Annotated in this window: 10 protein-coding genes; 1 reads left to right on the plus strand and 9 read right to left on the minus strand. The window is 58.6% G+C overall.

The window, feature by feature from the left end:
• Positions 1–486: 486 nt before the first annotated feature.
• The 6 genes from ACP5OT_RS17370 to ACP5OT_RS17395 form a co-directional block, all read right to left on the minus strand.
• Entirely contained in the window at positions 487–1,602 is a 1,116-nt protein-coding gene (locus ACP5OT_RS17370; RefSeq protein ID WP_424677167.1) for a glycosyltransferase family 4 protein, read from the minus strand.
• Positions 1,603–1,605: 3 nt separating this feature from the next.
• Entirely contained in the window at positions 1,606–1,749 is a 144-nt protein-coding gene (locus ACP5OT_RS17375; RefSeq protein ID WP_428132852.1) for a hypothetical protein, read from the minus strand.
• A complete protein-coding gene (locus ACP5OT_RS17380; RefSeq protein WP_428132854.1) occupies positions 1,731–3,851 on the minus strand; it encodes a hypothetical protein in 2,121 nt (706 codons plus the stop codon). Before ACP5OT_RS17380 ends, ACP5OT_RS17375 begins: the two co-directional genes overlap by 19 nt.
• A gap of 23 nt (positions 3,852–3,874) precedes the next feature.
• Positions 3,875–5,530, minus strand: a complete 1,656-nt coding sequence (locus tag ACP5OT_RS17385; protein WP_424677169.1) for a lipopolysaccharide biosynthesis protein — start codon at positions 5,528–5,530, stop codon at positions 3,875–3,877.
• The gene (locus ACP5OT_RS17390; RefSeq protein ID WP_424677170.1) at positions 5,527–6,384 is read right to left on the minus strand and encodes a class I SAM-dependent methyltransferase; all 858 of its coding nucleotides are present in this window, start codon (positions 6,382–6,384) and stop codon (positions 5,527–5,529) included. Before ACP5OT_RS17390 ends, ACP5OT_RS17385 begins: the two co-directional genes overlap by 4 nt.
• A 184-nt stretch (positions 6,385–6,568) precedes the next feature.
• Complete coding sequence (locus ACP5OT_RS17395) at positions 6,569–8,956, minus strand: hypothetical protein (RefSeq protein WP_428113720.1); 2,388 nt, start codon at positions 8,954–8,956, stop codon at positions 6,569–6,571.
• Between the two features lie 105 nt (positions 8,957–9,061).
• Between ACP5OT_RS17395 and ACP5OT_RS17400 the strand changes: the two genes are divergently transcribed.
• Positions 9,062–12,211 carry a hypothetical protein gene (locus ACP5OT_RS17400; RefSeq protein ID WP_428113722.1) on the plus strand — a complete coding sequence of 1,050 codons (3,150 nt, stop codon included), beginning with the start codon at positions 9,062–9,064 and terminating at the stop codon, positions 12,209–12,211.
• 214 nt (positions 12,212–12,425) lie between these two features.
• Here ACP5OT_RS17400 and ACP5OT_RS17405 read toward each other — a convergent pair whose 3' ends face one another.
• The 3 genes from ACP5OT_RS17405 to mgtE all read right to left on the minus strand — a co-directional run bounded on the left by ACP5OT_RS17405 (position 12,426) and on the right by mgtE (position 17,042).
• Complete coding sequence (locus ACP5OT_RS17405; protein WP_424677173.1) at positions 12,426–13,739, minus strand: nitrate/sulfonate/bicarbonate ABC transporter ATP-binding protein; 1,314 nt, start codon at positions 13,737–13,739, stop codon at positions 12,426–12,428.
• 72 nt (positions 13,740–13,811) lie between these two features.
• Positions 13,812–15,530 carry an ABC transporter permease gene (locus ACP5OT_RS17410; protein WP_428132856.1) on the minus strand — a complete coding sequence of 573 codons (1,719 nt, stop codon included), beginning with the start codon at positions 15,528–15,530 and terminating at the stop codon, positions 13,812–13,814.
• 162 nt (positions 15,531–15,692) lie between these two features.
• The gene (gene mgtE, locus ACP5OT_RS17415) at positions 15,693–17,042 is read right to left on the minus strand and encodes a magnesium transporter (protein ID WP_424677175.1); all 1,350 of its coding nucleotides are present in this window, start codon (positions 17,040–17,042) and stop codon (positions 15,693–15,695) included.
• Positions 17,043–17,897 lie beyond the last annotated feature (855 nt).

A 17,897-nucleotide genomic window follows, 5' to 3' on the forward strand; every position in this document is an offset into this window, starting at 1 on the left:
CTTACCACAGGAGCGTAGAAAAGACAGCCCCCCTGTCATTGCGAGGGAGCGTCAGCGACCGAGAAATCTTACCACAGGAGCGTAGAAAAGACAGCCCCCCCTGTCATTGCGAGGGAGCGTCAGCGACCGAGAAATCTTACCACAGGAGCGTAGACAAGGCAGATTTCTCGCTACGCTCGAAATGACAGTCATTTGCTCGCAACAACGGTGCTCTCTCGCAATGACAGCCCCCCCTGTCATTGCGAGGGAGCGTCAGCGACCGAGAAATCTTACCACAGGAGCGTAGAAAAGACAGCCCCCCCTGTCATTGCGAGGGAGCGTCAGCGACCGAGAAATCTTACCACAGGAGCGTAGACAAGGCAGATTTCTCGCTGCGCTCGAAATGACAGTCATTTGCTCGCAACAACGGTGCTCTCTCGCAATGACAGCCCCCCCTGTCATTGCGAGGGAGCGTCAGCGACCGAAACATCGCCACAGGCGTGCTCCCTACGTTGTTAATACCGACCGATAGACCGTTTCGATCCGGTCAACGACGGCCGGCCACGCAAATTGCGCTGCCCAGGCAGGGGCCGCTGCGGCCATCGCCGCGCGCCGGCCCGGATCGGCGAGCAGCTCGTTGACCGCCGCCGCCAGCGCCACCGGATCGCGCGGCGGTACCAGCAAGCCGGTCTGACCATCGGCCACCACCTCTGGGAAGCCGCCAAACCGGGTAGCCACCACCGGCAACCCGCACGCCTGTGCTTCAACCGGCCCAATCCCGAAGGTTTCGCTGGCATAGCTGGTGGCGACCAGCAGATCAACCGATGCGTAGAGCGCCGGCAGTTGCAAACGCGGAACACTACCCAAAAACTGTACCCGTTCGTTCAAGCCGAGTTCGTTGGCGATAGCGGCTAGCCGCGCCCGATCTTCACCGTCGCCGGCAATCAGCAGCACCGCCTGCGGAATCTGCGGCAATGCCCGGATCGCCGTCTCGACCCCTTTCCACGGTTGCAACCGGCCCACAAACAGCAGCAGCGGCGCAGTCGCCGGCACACCTAGTCGCGCGCGCAGGGCGGGGTCGGGCGGTTGCGGGTGAAAAAGATCAGTATCGATCCCGTTGAACACCACTTCCGGCATAAACCCGTAGCGCCCGGCGATAGTCTGCGCATTGAACCGCGAGCATGAGACGGCAGCGTCAACTTGTCGGGCTAGCCAGCGGTCGCCGCGGTAGAAGTCTTCACCATGGCAGCCGAGAATGACCTTGGCCCCACTCAATCGGCGGGCGAGTAACGCCGGCAAGAGATCGTAGGGTTTCTGCAAGTGAATGATCTGGTAGTTGCCGCACACCAGTGTCGGTAAGGCTGCAATCGCCATCGTTAGCCGTTCGAGCAGTTTCGCTTCAGCATACGCCCGACGTAGCGGCGGTAGCGCCTGCCAAAACCGGCGTGAGATGAAGGGGAACGTGAAGACACGCACCCCGGTAGTCTCGCGCCGCGTTCCCACCCCGCCCAGAATATCTACCGCATGGCCGCGTTTCACCAACTCGCGCGCCAAATCCCATACAAAACTCTCGACGCCACCGATTTTAGTGGTGGTAGTGAGATTGTAAAGCGCAATCCGCATCGCTTACCAGATGGTGTACAGCGTCAGTTTGATAATGACCACGAAGGTTAACGTCAAGCCGACGTAGACGATTAATCGTCGCCGATCAATCGTCCCGTTCGTCAGATAATAGGCCGTCACGACCGCTGCTAACGGATAGGTAAACATCCAGATTCGTTCAACTTCGCGATTGAATAGGCCGCTGAGCCACATCCTAGCACTAATGCGCCGAGCGAACCGAGGAGTGCTGCCCACATTGGTTGCCAACGTTCGACCCTCGCCCGGAGATAGAGCGCACTGAGTGCCGCGAGTATCCATGGCGTGAGAAAGACAAGGTACGAGACGAGATTAGCGGCAGCAAAGCGGAGATAATAGTCGTAGCTCGGTGGCAGGAAAGGAGTCGGTGGCGGACCGTACTCGCGAAACCGTTCCATCATCTCACCGTTGATCTGAGTGGCGGTACGCGCAGCACTAATCACGTTAAAACCGGTCAACAGGAAGATCACCAGATAGATCAATCCAATAACACCGGCAGCAACTGCCCCCTGACGGACGATCATGAGAAGGGTCATTCGCCAACCGTATATCTGCCGATGGCGCGCCAATGCGAATGCTGCTGCTGCTACGCCAAAGAAAAAGAGCTGGGTTGTCGCATAGGTCATAAAGAGCGCGGCGGCAATACTGAGACCGGCAACCACGGCTAACCATAGCCGATACGGCGGTTCTAACGCGAGGAAGAAGGCGGCAGCGCCAACCGCGATGAAGAGGCTGAACACGCCATCAAGTGAGGTGACACCGTAGATCATCTGGCCCGGCATCACCACAGCGACCATGCCGGCGGCCAACGCCAATTGACCACCGCCAAGCCGCCATCCTAACCAAACTGCGACGAGTGGCATAAGCGCCGTCAAACCAATGGTGAGCCAACTCGTCGCTACCGGCCCAGGCCCAAATACCTGCTCGATCAGCCACAAAAATAGGATGGCTCCCGGTGGGTGGGTGCTACCATGCACGGAAAGCATCGGGGCGATGGTCTCGAAGTTGGTCATGAACCCAATCGGATCGCTGAATACATACGGTGTGTCGCGGAGGTATTCGTAAGGACTATCGCGAAAGAGAGCGATTGGCGCGTCAAGCCCATGCACAGCAATATCAAACATCAACGGCAAGAAAAGAGCACCAATGAAGGTGTAGATAGTCACCGGCACCGGTTGCAATGGCCGCGCCAACCATCGCCAACCGAGCGCAAACCAGAGGATTGCACACCCAATCGGCACCATTACCCACCACGTCGGTGAAGGATCGATCCGTGATTTGAGCGGCCACACTCCGCTATGCCCGCTAATCTGTTGCAACAGCCAAAATGCACTGAGTAACGCACCGCTCCAAAAGAGGATGACGGTCAGCTCGGCCAGCCATGATCTTCGTAACGGGAAACGACGGGCGACCGCCAAACCGATCACGCCACTCCATACCCCAACCACCATCGGCAATGCCCAACGCAGCGTACCGGCTCCAAACGGGGTAAGGCCACCGACCAGTGTATAGGTGATCAAGCTACTGATCGCGACAACCAACCCGGTCGCGAGTAATAACGGCACACCACTTAGATGGAGCAGTGCCAACCAGCCGACGGCAAGTGCCAGTCCGACGAGCAAGCCGGATGGCGCCGGGATCACCCTTCCGGCAGCCGTGAGGGGCAACACGCTCAACCCGTGGAACGGCACTCCCAGCCAACGCGGATTATTCGGATCACGCACTGCAACGCTCTGAATGGTGACACAAACGTCGGCCCCTGGCTGATGGTCAGCGCCGGTCAAGAGGGTATAGCGACGGAGGTCGGCACCCAGCGGCACCTGTATCGGTTCTGCCATACCGGCCTGCAACGTAACTGTCTCGACCCCTAAACCGCGGGCATATGCACCGGACAAGCGTACCGTTACCAGACTGCGCGGCGCAGTACCAACATCGGGCACACAAACCTGACTATTCCCATCCGTCCAACGAAAATCACCCCACTCGCTCGCTTCGACCCGGTTCAAGCCGGCCAGTAACCAACGGCTAGCACTTGCCGGAGCAACCGTTTGGGGCTGACCGGTATTGGCGAGCAGCCAATTGAACCCAACCACACAGAGAATGACTGTGAAATAGGCGGCCAATACCCGCACCAACTGCACCCTATACGTCGTCGGCAAACACTTCCACCAGTGACTGATCGTGATCCCCATCCGACCACGTTTATCTTTTGTTGTCAGCGCCGGATGACGCATATCGCCTCAATGCAGAGCAACCATCACAATAATCGCCGGATCACACCTTGCAACGGCAAACGCCACTTCAGCACGTGCGCTCGGTCGGCTGGGTCAAGCCCACCCAGGAGGCGTAGCGTCAACAAAAAGATCAACGCTCCGATCCCGGCCAACAGCACCAATTGGAGAGCGATCCCCAAACGTGACACCAGATCCACGGTACCCTCGGGCAGCACGATGAATCCACGCAAACTGGTCACAACGACACCCATCACCGCTGCCGCCGCACTTACCCGTAGGGTAAACCGACCCGGCCAACGCAACCCCAACAAGCGCATCCCGGCCACCGTAACCCACAAACCGGCAGCAACCCGGGCCAAGCCAAAGGTAAGTGCCATCCCGATCAAGCCAAATTGGCTTGGCAACCACCACGCTAGGACAACGACCGTCAACAATGCGATCAGCCGTGCAGCGATCACGACACGCAGCCGCTCGTTCACCATCAGCGCGTTATGCGCTGTCGTTAGGATACTCTCGCTGAATAGACACGGCGTCAACACCCAAACAATCGGTGCCGCATCGAGATACTGCGGGCTAATCACCAGCAATCCGGGTGCCGCCAACAAGATCAACCCCACACCACCGGGAATCATCAGCAGCAACTGCAAGCGCACGAGTGATTGGTAAGCACCGTTCGTTGTACCACCCTCGCCTTGACGCACTCGCGTAAACAGTGGCACTTGCACGCCTACCAGGGGTGTATACAAATAACTAAGCGCCATACGTACCAACAGCGCGCCAGCAGCCAGCAACGACACATCGCGAATATCACTGTTAAAGAAATTGATAAACTCGAAGCTAGCGATAAAGTCGGTTGCCGTCATCAAGTACGAAACCGCAGCGTACCGCACGAACCCGTTCGGCAATGCCTGTCGCAGATCACGTAGTCCGTCGCGCACATCGGCCCATACACTCGATCCCGGTTCGTGTGCGATACCGGCCTGCAAGCGCCAAACCTGCCAACCGGCCATCGCCACCGCTATCGCCGGTGCCACCACCATCGCTACCAACACACCAAGAATGTCCCAACGATCAGGCAAAGCGAGGATCGCCACCACCACTAAGACCTGGGGCAACAGACCAGCGGCCAGCGCAATACTGTTCCACGCCTTCTGGCGAAAAAAGCTGCTCAACACCGCCATTAACAGATCGTACAATGCTCCCAGACCGAGCAAGATGACAATGGCGGCAATAATCAGCCAGTGAAACTCGGCTACGAATTGACTAAGTTCAGCACGCGCAGCGGCTTCGACCATCACCTCACCACCGAGCAGGCCTTGCAGATAGGCCTCGATCTGACGGTGTGTCAACGCCAGACCGACGGCGATCACCAACAAGATCGCTAATTGGATCGTCGCAACTAGGAGAAAGAGCCGACGGGCTGCCCGCATCCCTCCTTCCCGTTCGGTTTCGGGAATATACTTAGGCAACGCACGTGCAATTCCGAGATCAAGCGCTGTCCCGAACAGATTACTCGCACCCCGCACCAACGCCAGTAAACCAAAACCAGCTTGCGAAAGCTGGTTGAGTTTCACCAACGTTGCGATAACCTCGGTCAGCAAGCGCAGGGGAGCAAAGAGCGCATTCCATAACACCGCTCGCGACACCTGCGTCGCCAGCGAAGGCCGTTGCGCCGTCATGCCCCCTCCTTGCGCAGATCGAGTTCAAACATTCCGGTATAAAAGCGTCGCTGCCATCGATAGGCTGCTCGCTCTAGCCCGATCCGTCGCAAGATCGCACGTACCGCCCGTCGCCACGGTCGGCGACTCGGTAACTGCCCGGCCAACAATGCCTGCTCGCGCAGATCGGTCACGGCAAACCCCAACCGCTCACAGAGTTGCACCAGCTCGTGATAGTGAAAGTAGTGCATCGTGCTCAACCGCTGCATATCGCGGAAGGCTGCACCGCGCTTCGTGCGTCCGCGTAGTTCGATCAGAGTTTCGGCCAACGGACGCGGCAACCAGTTGATCCCGCGCATATGGTAGTGCGGATCGATCCACGCTCGCCGGTTGATCGCCGTAATCAGGGCATGGCTACCGGGCCGCAACACGCGCGCAATCTCGCGCAACACCGCTACCGGGTCTTGCACGTGTTCGAGCACATCCCACGCAACGACCAGATCGAACGCGGCGCTCAGCAACGGCAATGATTCGCCGGCAGCGTTGACAATCGGGAAACGTAGATTGTAGCGCGCTGCGCGCAAGCGAATGATCCGGCAGTAGGCTGGGTTGTACTCGCACGCCATCACTCGCGCGCCGGCCAACGCCGCCGCTACCGCAAACCCGCCCATCCCCGCACCAAGGTCGAGCACCCGCGCGCCGCGCAACTCGCCAATCGCCGCGCGCGCCTGCGCTAAACGCTCATCTTGATAACGCTCTTGGCGCAACCGGCGCTCGCGCCACGCCGCAAAATCGCGCCGCCACGTCATATGTTGCAGCCACGGATCAATCGCCGCCGCGAGTTGGTGATCGATGTCGGTGGTTATAGCGTCCAATCTGTACTCCTGAATCCACGCGCCACATGGAGTGCGGCAGTCAAACCGCCACACTCCATATTAAGTTGCTGCCGTAGAGCGAGTTCTCGGTTGTAAACCGCTGTCGTTCGCTCCTTTTTCACGCCTCAATCTCCTCCGCCCAGTGGGGGAGGCTAAAAGGGGAGCCAAGAAATGACATACCCCCTCAATTCCCCTGAACTGGCGAAATGCTGATCCGATACACCCACAACCACAACGCACTGCCAAGCGACAACACCAGCGTCGCTAGTACGAACAGTCGCCCCGCCCATCGTTCCCACAACCGGTCAGCTATGATCGCCCATGCCAGACAGATCACCGGAATCAGGTAGAACAGTTGCTTGTCAACCATCGAAATTCGGTAGCCGGCTAACAAAAACAGCAGCGCCACTGTGCCCCACGCCGAAACCACCAGCCAGAGCAAGGGTTTCGTCCGCATTGCCCAGTACCCCGGAATGAAGAAGATCAACGGGATTGCCAACCCGTAGTAGAGGTAGTGGTTTGGCCAAATGTGATAACCAAGATGCGGCACAAACGACCACAGATACTCGTGGAAGGGCGGACGCGAAACGCCGACCGTCTCTGGCCCACGGGTAAAGACGGTCATCAGATAGGGGATGGTGCGTTCCACAATCGGTTGGAAATACTGGCCATAGTAGATCGCAATCGCTAGTCCGATCGCTGCCCCTGCCGACACCCAGAGTGGTTTGAGACCCGGCAGCAGCTCGCGCCACTCCGGCCCGCGCCGCGTATTCAGCCAGATCAAGATGGTCAAGACAACCAAAAACACGCCGGTAAAGACGCCGGTGACTGTGTAGACAAGGAACGCCAACACCAGCAGTGGCACCAACCAGAGCTGCACCTTCCATTCACCCAATCGATCCCACCCTAGCAAGATGGCCGTTTGCGCCAGCAGATTGAGCCACAAGCCGGCAGCGGTCGGCACATTGCCCCAGATATGCAGCAGATACGTCACCGGTAGCACAGCGTATGTCACTGCTGCCAACAGCGCCGTGCGCTGGCTAAACTCCGCCTTGAGCGCAATTGCCGCAATTAGCACGACCCGCGACATATCCATGAGCAGGCTCACAAAGTTCGCCGTTAATTCCATCGGCCACGGAAAGATGGCATAACCGGTAGCTAATATGTGAAACCACGGCGAATAGGGGATCACCGGCGGATTACGCCCCCACTCCGCGACCGGCATCGTCGTCTCGTTGAGCGGGCTATTGATGCTGTAGTAGAGCGGCAATGCGCCATCGTAAATGATGCGCCGCGCCTTATCCATGTGCCAAAAGACATCAATCCCCACGTAGTAGGGGTAGAGCATGCCAATCGCTTTGAGCCAGAACCCGACCATAAAGACAATCAGCAGCGCCGCCGTAAACTCAGACGTCACCTGAGCACCGGTCTGAGACATAAGCCAGCGGGTGAGCGGACGCATCGCAACTATGACCAGCAGGCTGAGGAGTGTCACCGCCGCTAGCCGGTCAATCATCTGCCCGCTGGGGAAACGGTAGACAACGATTGCCCACCCGGCAACGAGCACCGCTAGCGTTAATCCAACGGCTGCCCAGCCAGTGGCATCGAGATGCCAGCGTCGCCGGATGTCAGCCGTGAGCAGCGCCAGACAGGCAAACATCCCTAGTACGATAAACAGGCCCAGCCCCAGCGCTATCGACGGCGGCGCAATCGTTGCCAGCAAGGGGCTTGCCGCCGGCGCGACCGAAACATCGGCCACCAACATCCCCAACGGGCGTGGATCGCGGAACGGATCGGATTGCAAGGTCAGATTCAGATCGCCCCCATTCATCACAGCCGCCGGAATGAGAATCTGGATGCGCCGCAATTGCGCTCGTTCCGGCAACCGCGCTAACTCAACGCCGTTGGCGCTGATTCGCGCATTGACTGGCGAACCGTCGGGATGGGCGACCACCGCATCAAGCCGCACGATCCAGTTTCCTTTCCCCAAGCGCGGAAAGACGATCTGGCTCTCGTCAGCACTCCAACGGTAGGTACGGGCCGGCGCCAACTCAACCGCGAGCGGCACGCCGGCGGGCGGCGCTTCACCACCGACCAGTGGCGACACCAGCTCGAAGGTGAGGGTAGGAGCAGCAGCAATCTGGGCCGGAATTTTAACGAACATCTCCGTCCCGCTGCGACGCGGCATCTCTAACCGCACTCCATTCACCGTCGCCGCCGACTCGCGTTGCAAAATGATCGGGTCAGCTTCTGGGCGGGCAATGACCCTTGCAAGCCAAATGCCCTCGCGCCCGCCGGGCACTGTGGCAGTGGCAGCGCCTGCCGGCCACTCAAAGCGCTCATACGCACCGGTAGCATCGATCTCGCGCGCGTTGAAATTGACCAGAAACGCGCCATCGCGGTTATCGCCAATATCAACGGTCACGACTGGCCGGACTGCGTACCCGGCAAATAATGTCACAACCGTGATCACCGCCAGCCAGAGCGTGGGTATCGTCACGCCGGGCAAGCGGCGCACTTGGCTGCCAGCAACGGTGCGCAGGTTGATACGTTTAATCAGAGAAGAAGCCATCGTTATGTACGTCTATGTATCTCTATGACGTTTTCGCCATCGCCGCATTGTACCATGCAAAGGCTATGCTATAATCACGCACGGCATTTATCGCCGGAAACAAGCATGGTACAGATTATCGTCGGTATTCTAATCTTACCAATTATTATCTACGCGCCGGGATGGGCGCTGGCGCGGGTGATCCCGGAACTTGGCAACAACGACGGCCTTGAACGCCATTTCGAGCGCTGCTTGATCGGCGCACTCTGGAGCGGTTGGCTAGCGTTGGTGTTGGCCAGTTTCGGCATTTTTTCAATTTGGCTGCACCTTGGCATTACGTTGGCGGTGAGCGCCGGTGCGATTTGGTGGGGACAACGGCATTCGCCACCATGCACTGCCGTACCGCGCACTGCCGTGCGCGGGTACGAGGTTGCGTTGTTAGTGCTGGCGCTGTTGGTTGCCCGGCCTTTCGAGGTTATCCTGGGGGTGCGCGACGCTGGCGTCTATGCGGTTACCGGGTTTGCCATCGCCCGTACCGGCAGCATCGTCCAAACCGATGCAGTCGTCGCCGAGCTAGGCCAAGCTGCGCAGAGCAGCGATCCGGCAGTGCGTGAGCCGGCTGAGCAGGCGATCAGTAATCTGATGATCGGGCAGGCCCGTGATCGCTATATCGCGACCCGCTTGCGAGCAGCCGGTTTTTTGATTAACGAAGGTGAACTTGCACAGGGGCGGATTGTTCCCCAGGGGTTCCACCTCTTCCCGGCGTGGATTGGTTTGCTGACTGCCGCCGGCGGCCCGCTCTTCGGTCTGTTTGCCACCGGCTTGCTCGGCTTGCTCGGTGTGTGGAGCGTGGGCATGATCGGGCGTCGGCTCGCTGGGCCGTGGGTCGGTTGGCTGGGGATGGTGCTGCTCGGCCTGAATACGGTGCAGGTCTGGTTTTCCCGTTATTCAACCGCCGAAACTACCGCTCAGTTTCTGACGTGGGGCGGTTTGTATCTATTTGCCAAGGTCAATGACCGCAGCTTGCCGGCGCGCGCGCGCCTGACATACGCAGCACTGGCCGGCATCGCCTTTGGGCAGGTGGCGCTGGCCCGAATCGATTTCTTTCTACTTGCCCCGGCGATGCTCTACCTTGGCTATTGCTGGCTGAGCCGCCGTTGGCAGCGCGCACAAACCGCCTTGGCGCTGGGCATGCTGGCAATGCTGATCCATGCCGCTCTGCACATTATCTTCATCGCCCGCGCCTATTTCTTCGATACCGGCTTTGCCCGCTTTCAAGATTTCGCCTTGACCTCATTGGTCGCGCTGCCCTTCCTCACTCCCACTGTACGCGAGTCGTACTTTACTTCGCGGTTTAGCTCGCTCGATGATCCGTGGCGGATCTGGATCGAGCTGGCGCTGGTAGCGATTGCGATCACCGGCTTGATTCTGCTCCGCCGCAGCGGCTGGATTGGGCGGATCGAGCACTGGCTGGTTGCACGCCGGCAACGCTGCCAGAACGCGATCGCGCTCGGTTTGTTGCTCTTAGCCGGTTGGGCCTATTTTGTGCGCCCGCAGATTATCGATGCCGATCTGCTCTTTAATACCCGCGGCGGCTGGAACGATCCATTGACGCGCGATCCGACCCTCGTGGCAGGGGATGTGCGGAGCGGTGTGATGACTCCTACCGAGGCCCGTTTACAAGCCGGCGTGGTGCTGACCGGACGACCATGGGAAGCCGAACCCGATCTGGCTGCGACCGAGGCATTGCGCGCCGAGCTGGCCGCCGCACGCGGCCCATGGCAGGGGCCGTTTTCAAACCAGACTCTCAACTGGCTGCGCATTCAGGGGTATGTCGGTGCACCGATCCGCTTGCCGCTGGTGCTCTATTATCAGGAATACAACGGCATGAGTTGGTGGCAGCGCATGCTAGCTGATACCAGCACCTTTACCAGCGAACCGGTACCTGTCCAACCCAAAGAATTGATCCCGTTGGCCGGTTTGGTCCGAGTTGGCTGGTATCTATCACCACTCGGCGTGATATTGGCCGTGATCGGGTTTGCTCTCTGGTGGCGACGCGGACTGAGTGCGGCCAGTTGGCTAATGCTCACCGTTGGGTTTCTGGGCAGCTTCTTTTATCTTCGCCAGACCTACGGCACGTCTGAGCAGACGTACATCTATATTCTACGCCGGTTTGTACCGATTGCCTACCCTATCTTCGCTCTTAGCGCAGCCTATGCACTTGCCGCCTTGGCTGGAGCGTGGCAATTCCAGCCTCACGCCGCCCGCTGGCGGCAAGGATTAGCCGCCGGACTTGCCGGGTTGTTGCTGCTCTTCCTTGGCTGGACGGGACGATACTATTTTGTACATACCGAATATGCCGGCGCATTAGCCCAAGTCGAAGCGATTGCCCAACACTTCACTCCTGATCGCGATATTGTGCTGTTGCGCGGTGGCGCGCCGATCAGCAGCGCCGCGCGCGATATTCCTGACTTGCTGGCGACGCCGCTGCGCTTTGCCTACGACATCAATGCCTTTACGGTCAAGAGTGTGTCTACCGCGCCATACGCTACGCTACTGGTCGAACAGGTCAAGCGCTGGCAAGCTGCTGGACGCACCGTCTATCTGATGCTGAGCGCGAGCGGCGGTAATCTCGCGCTACCTGGCTTTCATCTCACCTTCGTTACCGAAGTTGCGCTCGATCTGGCCGAATTCGAGCAACTGACCGATCAGAAGCCGCAGAATGTTTCCCGACTGACCCTTCCCTTCGCCATTTACCGGCTCGATCCGGTCGAGTCGCCGGTGGTCGATACCGCATCGCCACCGCTCACGCCAACTGCATTTGCTGCGCAGGTCAACGGTTTCTACCGGCCCGAACAGAACAAGGACGGCTGGCAGTACAGTTGGAGCAACGGCGAGGCAATCTTACGTCTGCCTTGGCCGAACGGTGTTACCCGGCAAACGCTGGTCATCGAAGTTGCGAGTGGCCTCCGCCCAGACCATCTCGGCCCAGCCACCCTCTGCATTGCAGCCCAGCGCGAAGATACCTTGTGGCCTACTACCAGCTCTCCCCTCGTCGAACTCGGTTGCCATCAGATCGGGCAAGAACCGACGCTCGTGCATGTCACCCTCGATCCCACCCACCTTCCCCCGACTACCTCCGGTGCGCTCCTGCTCCATCTCACCGGGCCGGCATGGATCCCGGCCAACGAAGACCCCCGCCTGACCGACCGGCGGGTGTTGCACGTCCAGTTCGGGCGAATATGGACTCGCACAGACGCAGCGGACGCAACGTAGTAGTGGCGCAAGGCAGAGCTCCCCGCGGATCGCACGACAGGGCACCCTGAAGAAGACACCGGTTAACAGCACACGGATTGTTACAGATGTGACAGATGGTCACCGATTTGGCAAGATGTTTATCTATTCGATCCGTGAACATCCGTTCAATCCGTCTCATCCGTGTGCCTACATGCCCACAACTCCGTTCAATCTGTGTCCCCTTCCGACAAACTTACTCCACCACCGTCGTCGGTGTTTCGATGAAAAAGCGCCCTTCAGCATCGTTATACGCAAACAGCTCGGCGTAGCGCCCCCACTCCAGCGCGATGTCGAGCTGCTGCTCAGCCACTTCGGGCGGAAATTCCGGCTCGAGGGCAGTCCGCAGCACCTCCCAGCGCAACGATTGGTTGTCGGCGGCGGCGATCATGCGCAGCATCCAGCGAAAGAACGGCAACCGCCGCAACCGCGAAGCAAAAATCTCTTTGCGGGTTTGGATGCTGGCTTCGGCAAACGCTTCCCCCAACGGAGTCAGGATCAGATTGCCGCTTTCAACCTGCGCAAACCCAAGCAGCTCGGCAGCCTCGATCAGCGGCAGCATCTGGTCGAGGTCTAAGCCGAGTTCATCTTGCAGTTTCGCCAGCGGATCGCGCTCGTCGTCGGTAGCATTGGCCTGTTCGAGCAGACCGGCCAGCGCCGTGAGTGATGCCGCCGGCAGCAGGCGCGTTTGCCCGTTTTGACCAGGCTCGGTGCCGTATTCAATCGCTTCGGGTTGGGTTTGCCCGGCTAGCACCGCGTACACCCGCGCTACCAAGGCAGCAAACGCATCGGATTTGCGATCGCGTGGGTGGGGCAAGTTGACCGGCACTTCAGCTACAATCCGGCCCGGATTTTTGTCCATCACCACGATCCGGTCAGCCATGAAAACCGCCTCTTCGATATTGTGGCTGACCATCAACACCGCCCGAATCTTCAGACTGCCGCCCGTCCACAATTCTAGCACCTCGCCGCGCAGCGTCTCGGCACTCAGCACATCGAGCGCACTGAACGGCTCATCGAGGCAGAGTAACTCTGGGTTAACCGCCAGCGCACGGGCAATCCCCACTTTCTGGCGCATACCGCCCGACAACTCACGCGGGTAGGCTTGCTCGAAACCATCAAGACCAACCAGATCAATCAACTCCACCGCTCTCCGGTGAGCTTCCGCTTCATCTTTACCCCGCGCTTTTAAGGCCACCGCGACATTCTCTTCCACCGTCAACCATGGGAAGAGGGCAAAGGTTTGGAAGACGATCGTCGCATACGGATTCACGCCCTCTAGCGCCTTGCCCCGATAGCGCACCAGCCCCTCGCTAGGCCGGTTGAGACCAGTGATGATGCGCAAGAGCGTGCTCTTGCCGCAGCCCGACGGGCCGAGCAAAGCGACAAACTCACCTTCGGCAATGGTCAGATTAATATCTTGAATGGCGGTAAACTGGCGCGCGCCACGCCCGTACCGTTGCGCCACACCCATCAGTTCTACCAGTGGCTTGGATTGCGTTATCTGCATGGGTCGCTCCTCATCAATTCCATAACTCGACACTGGAGTTCGATCCGTCTTCTGCCACCGTCACAGGTCATTCTATTCCATCCGATACTTTGTCTCGGCCAGTCGGTACAACCGCCGCCACACCAAGCGGTTAATCGCAACCACGGCGATAATCATAGCTAGGGTTGCTGCAAACAAACCGGCAAAATCACCGGCGGCGGTCGCAGCGGCAATCTGCGCACCAATACCAAAAGTCTGATAGGTCTGTTGGTTAAACACGACATACTCGGCGACAATACTAGCATTCCACGCCCCGCCGCTAGCCGTAATCAGGCCAGTTATCAGATAGGGAAACAGACCGGGCAAGATCAGCGTGCGCCAGCGTTCCCAGCCGTGCAGTTGCAGCAATTCGCTGGTAAAGCGCAAATCTTGCGGAATGGCCGCCGCGCCGGCAATCACGTTAAACAGGATGTACCATTGAGTGCCGAGCATCATCAAGACGACCGCGGCGAGATTCAGACCGCCGGGCAGGGCCAGAAATGCCAACACCAACACCGGAAAGAGGGCCGTCGCCGGCACCGACGCCGCGATCTGCACGATTGGCTGCAAAATGGCCGCCGCGCATGGCCGGGTCCCGATAAATACACCAACCGGCACCGTCCACAGCAGCGCAATAATCATTGCCGTCGCCACTCGCAGCATCGTCGCCCCCACGCTAAGCACAATTACACCCCATTGCGCTGGCGTCACACTTAGCAACAAGCGACTTCCAACCCAGCCACCCCAACCGACCAATAACACACTCACTACCAGCAGCCCAATCCCCACCCACGAACGCTGGGGCGCGTCACTGAGGTAAGGATCGGGGGCAGGATCGCGGCCGAATTGGCGGGTAATCACCTGATTAATGGCACCCGCCAATCTACCCATCCAACCTGCCAATACCGACTGCTGGATCAAATTGTAAAACCACGACTGACCCTCATCATCATCGCGCTCGATCATCTCTAGCCGAAATTGGCTGGCCCACGCCAACAACGGTCGCCACACAAACTGATCGAGCACGACAATCACCGCCACTAGTGTCAACACAGCCCAGCCAATGGCCGCCAGATCACCGGTATCAGCCGCCGTTTGTAGAAACGACCCCAACCCCGGTAGACGAAAATCGCGCTCACCGAGTGTGAAGATTTCGGCTGCCATGAGAAAAAACCAACCACCAGCCCAGCTCATCATACTATTCCAAACCAACGCCAGCGCACCAAAGGGAAACTCCAGCGTCGTAAAACGCTGCCAGCGCGAGAAGCGAAAGATACTGCTCGCTTCGCGCAGCTCGCGCGGGATGGTGGTCAGCGACTGGTACCACGCAAAGGTCATATTCCAGACTTGGCTGGTGAAGATGAGCACCACCGCGGTCAATTCCACTGCCAGCGCTTCCGGCAGCACCGTGCTCAGGCTGAGCAAGACCACCGGCAGAAACGACAAAATCGGCACGCTCTGCAACACATCAAGCAACGGAATGAGCACTCGCTCGGCGCGCGCATTGTAGGCTGCAATGTAGCCGTAGATCATCGTAAACAGAAACGACAGCGCATAGGCCAAGGCCATCCGTCCCACCGAACGCAAAGCGTAGAAGGGCAACGCGCTCAATGAGAGGTCAATCTCTGGCCCCTGTACCGTCGCCGGCGCGCTTTCGGCAGCGCCAATCACCAATGCCAGCAACCCGATCAGCACTAGCAACAACCAAACATCGGCCCGCGTCAAGATCGATTGCGCTGGCGGCGCGGGAGTAAAAGTACGCGGTTTAAACATCACGCCAACCTCTTATCCTCTTATCAAACTCATACCGTATCCACTGCGAACCTCCGCGTCTTTGCGTTACCGTCTGTGCGCCCTTTTGCCCGCCGTGGGGATACGGCATGCCGTGCCCCTACAGGTGGCGCTCGTTGCGTGAGCGACCTTCGCGCCTTTGCGTTAAAGTCCCAGCAAGTACGTCGCCAGTGAGAAGTAGATCAACACCCCACCAATATCCGACAACGACGTCACCAACGGCCCACTCGCCGTCGCCGGATCAAGGCCCAACCGCCGCAGAATAAAGGGCAATGACATCCCGATCAAACTTCCCATCAGCACTAAGATCAGCATCGTCAGTGCAACCACCCCGGCCACCTGCCAGCCCACTCGGATCACTCCCAACAACCCGACCGCAATCGCCATTGCCCCGCCTAGCAGCAACGCGACCAACAATTCTTTCGCTAACAAACGCCACCAGTCGCTCGACTCGATATCGCCGGTCGCCAAGGCGCGCACCGTCAGCGTCGCTGACTGCGACCCGGCATTGCCGGCGCTGCCGATCAATAATGGCAAGAAAAAGACAAGCGCAACCACTGCGGCGATTGTTTCTTCAAAGGCTGCAATTGCTGCACCAGAAAAAACATTCACAAAGACTAGCCCCACTAGCCAAGGCACCCGCTTCTGCACCAGTTCAATCACCGGTATTTCAAGATAGCTGCCACGCAACGGCTCAACCGCCGCGCTGCGGTGGAAATCTTCGGTTACTTCCTCCTCCGCCACATCGATCAAGTCATCAAAGGTGACGATCCCAACCAACACCCCATCCGAATCAACCACCGGCAACGCCGGCAAACTGTACCGGCGCAACGCCTCAACCGCTCGCTCGCGATCATCAAAGGCCGACAACACCACATAGCTCTCGTCCATTAAGCTGCGCACTGTTTGCGACGGTTCGGCCAAAATAAACCGACGCAGTTCAACGGCATCGAGCAACCGCCATTTGTCGTCGGTGACATAAATTACGTCAATCGTTTCGCTATTCCGACCACGCAGACGAATATGTTCGAGTGCCCGAGCAATCGTCCAATCAGGTCGCACGGCCACATAATCAGGCGTCATCAAGCGCCCAACACTCTCTTCAGGGTAGCCAAGCAACTGGCGAGCCTCGCGCAAATCCGCCGGGCTTAGCAGATTGAGCAGCTTCTGCGTCACCTGACCGGGCAATTCCTCGAACAATTGCGTGCGGTCATCGGGGCTAAGGCTAGCCAAGAGCAACCGCGTCTCTTCCTGACTGAGGCCGGTCAACAACTCATATTGATCATCGTGTTCAAGGTAAGAAAAGACATCGCCGGCTAACGTGCGTGGCAACACACGAAAAACCAGTATGCGCTCGGCGGCAGAAAGTTCGCGCAAGAGATCGGCAATCTCAGGGGCTGGCCAGCGCGACAGTTGATCGCGCAAATCAAGCCAGCGTTGCCCGGCGATAAGCGTCTGCACTTCATCAATACGGGGAGTTGGGAAAGTGGTCATTGTCACCCCCTTGCACATCGTGTCAGCGACAAAGGGGTGATAACCACAACGCAAACACAGAAAACCCCGGTGGGATTACCTCACCGGGGTGCATTGCGATGATTAGGCTACAGCCTATTCATGCCGGCACAACAAACCGATGAGGCCGGTAGATGCGTTGATTGTTATCACCACACTCTGCCGCTGGCCAGAATGACTACTATCCATAGCGGTTCCGTTCCTCATCGTGTCTAACCGGTGCCCAATAGGCTTCATTACTATACGCCTGAAGCGAGGATTTGTCAATCTATCATGACTGAGGTTCGGAGATTGAGATTAGGACACCCAAGTTAACAATAAAACGTCAATACCGGACTCCCAAGTGGGCTGCCGAAAACCAAGGTTCGGACATGAGATAGTACTGCGCTCGCACGCCCCCTTTGTCATTTCGAGGGCACGCCAGTGCCCGAGCAATCCTAACGTGGGGAAGAGTGAGGAAGATTGCTCGCTGCGCTCGAAATGACAAATAGTACTGCCCCCCACTGTCATTTCGAGGGCACGCCAGTGCCCGAGCAATCTTAACGTGGCGCAGAGGCGTCCCCCTTTGTCATTTCGAGGGCACGCCAGTGCCCGAGCAATCCTAACGTGGCGCAGAGGCGTCCCCCTTTGTCATTTCGAGGGCACGCCAGTGCCCGAGCAATCTTAACGTGGCGCAGAGGCGTCCCCCTTTGTCATTTCGAGGGCACGCCAGTGCCCGAGCAATCCTAACGTGGGGAAGAGTGAGGAAGATTGCTCGCTACGCTCGAAATGACAAATAGTACTGCCCCCCACTGTCATTTCGAGGGCACGCCAGTGCCCGAGCAATCCTAACGTGGG

This window comes from Chloroflexus sp. (assembly GCF_049970315.1).
In the GTDB taxonomy this organism is placed as follows: domain Bacteria; phylum Chloroflexota; class Chloroflexia; order Chloroflexales; family Chloroflexaceae; genus Chloroflexus.

What these genes read in the sequence shown, in the direction of transcription:
- ACP5OT_RS17395 (WP_428113720.1), bottom strand. Translation starts at nt 8,956, where the DNA reads ATGGCTTCTTCTCTGATTAAACGTATCAACCTGCGCACCGTTGCTGGC.
- ACP5OT_RS17410 (WP_428132856.1), bottom strand. Translation starts at nt 15,530, where the DNA reads ATGTTTAAACCGCGTACTTTTACTCCCGCGCCGCCAGCGCAATCGATC.
- ACP5OT_RS17375 (WP_428132852.1), bottom strand. Translation starts at nt 1,749, where the DNA reads ATGTTTACCTATCCGTTAGCAGCGGTCGTGACGGCCTATTATCTGACG.
- mgtE (WP_424677175.1), bottom strand. Translation starts at nt 17,042, where the DNA reads ATGACCACTTTCCCAACTCCCCGTATTGATGAAGTGCAGACGCTTATC.
- ACP5OT_RS17380 (WP_428132854.1), bottom strand. Translation starts at nt 3,851, where the DNA reads ATGCGTCATCCGGCGCTGACAACAAAAGATAAACGTGGTCGGATGGGG.
- ACP5OT_RS17370 (WP_424677167.1), bottom strand. Translation starts at nt 1,602, where the DNA reads ATGCGGATTGCGCTTTACAATCTCACTACCACCACTAAAATCGGTGGC.
- ACP5OT_RS17405 (WP_424677173.1), bottom strand. Translation starts at nt 13,739, where the DNA reads ATGCAGATAACGCAATCCAAGCCACTGGTAGAACTGATGGGTGTGGCG.
- ACP5OT_RS17385 (WP_424677169.1), bottom strand. Translation starts at nt 5,530, where the DNA reads ATGACGGCGCAACGGCCTTCGCTGGCGACGCAGGTGTCGCGAGCGGTG.
- ACP5OT_RS17400 (WP_428113722.1), top strand. Translation starts at nt 9,062, where the DNA reads ATGGTACAGATTATCGTCGGTATTCTAATCTTACCAATTATTATCTAC.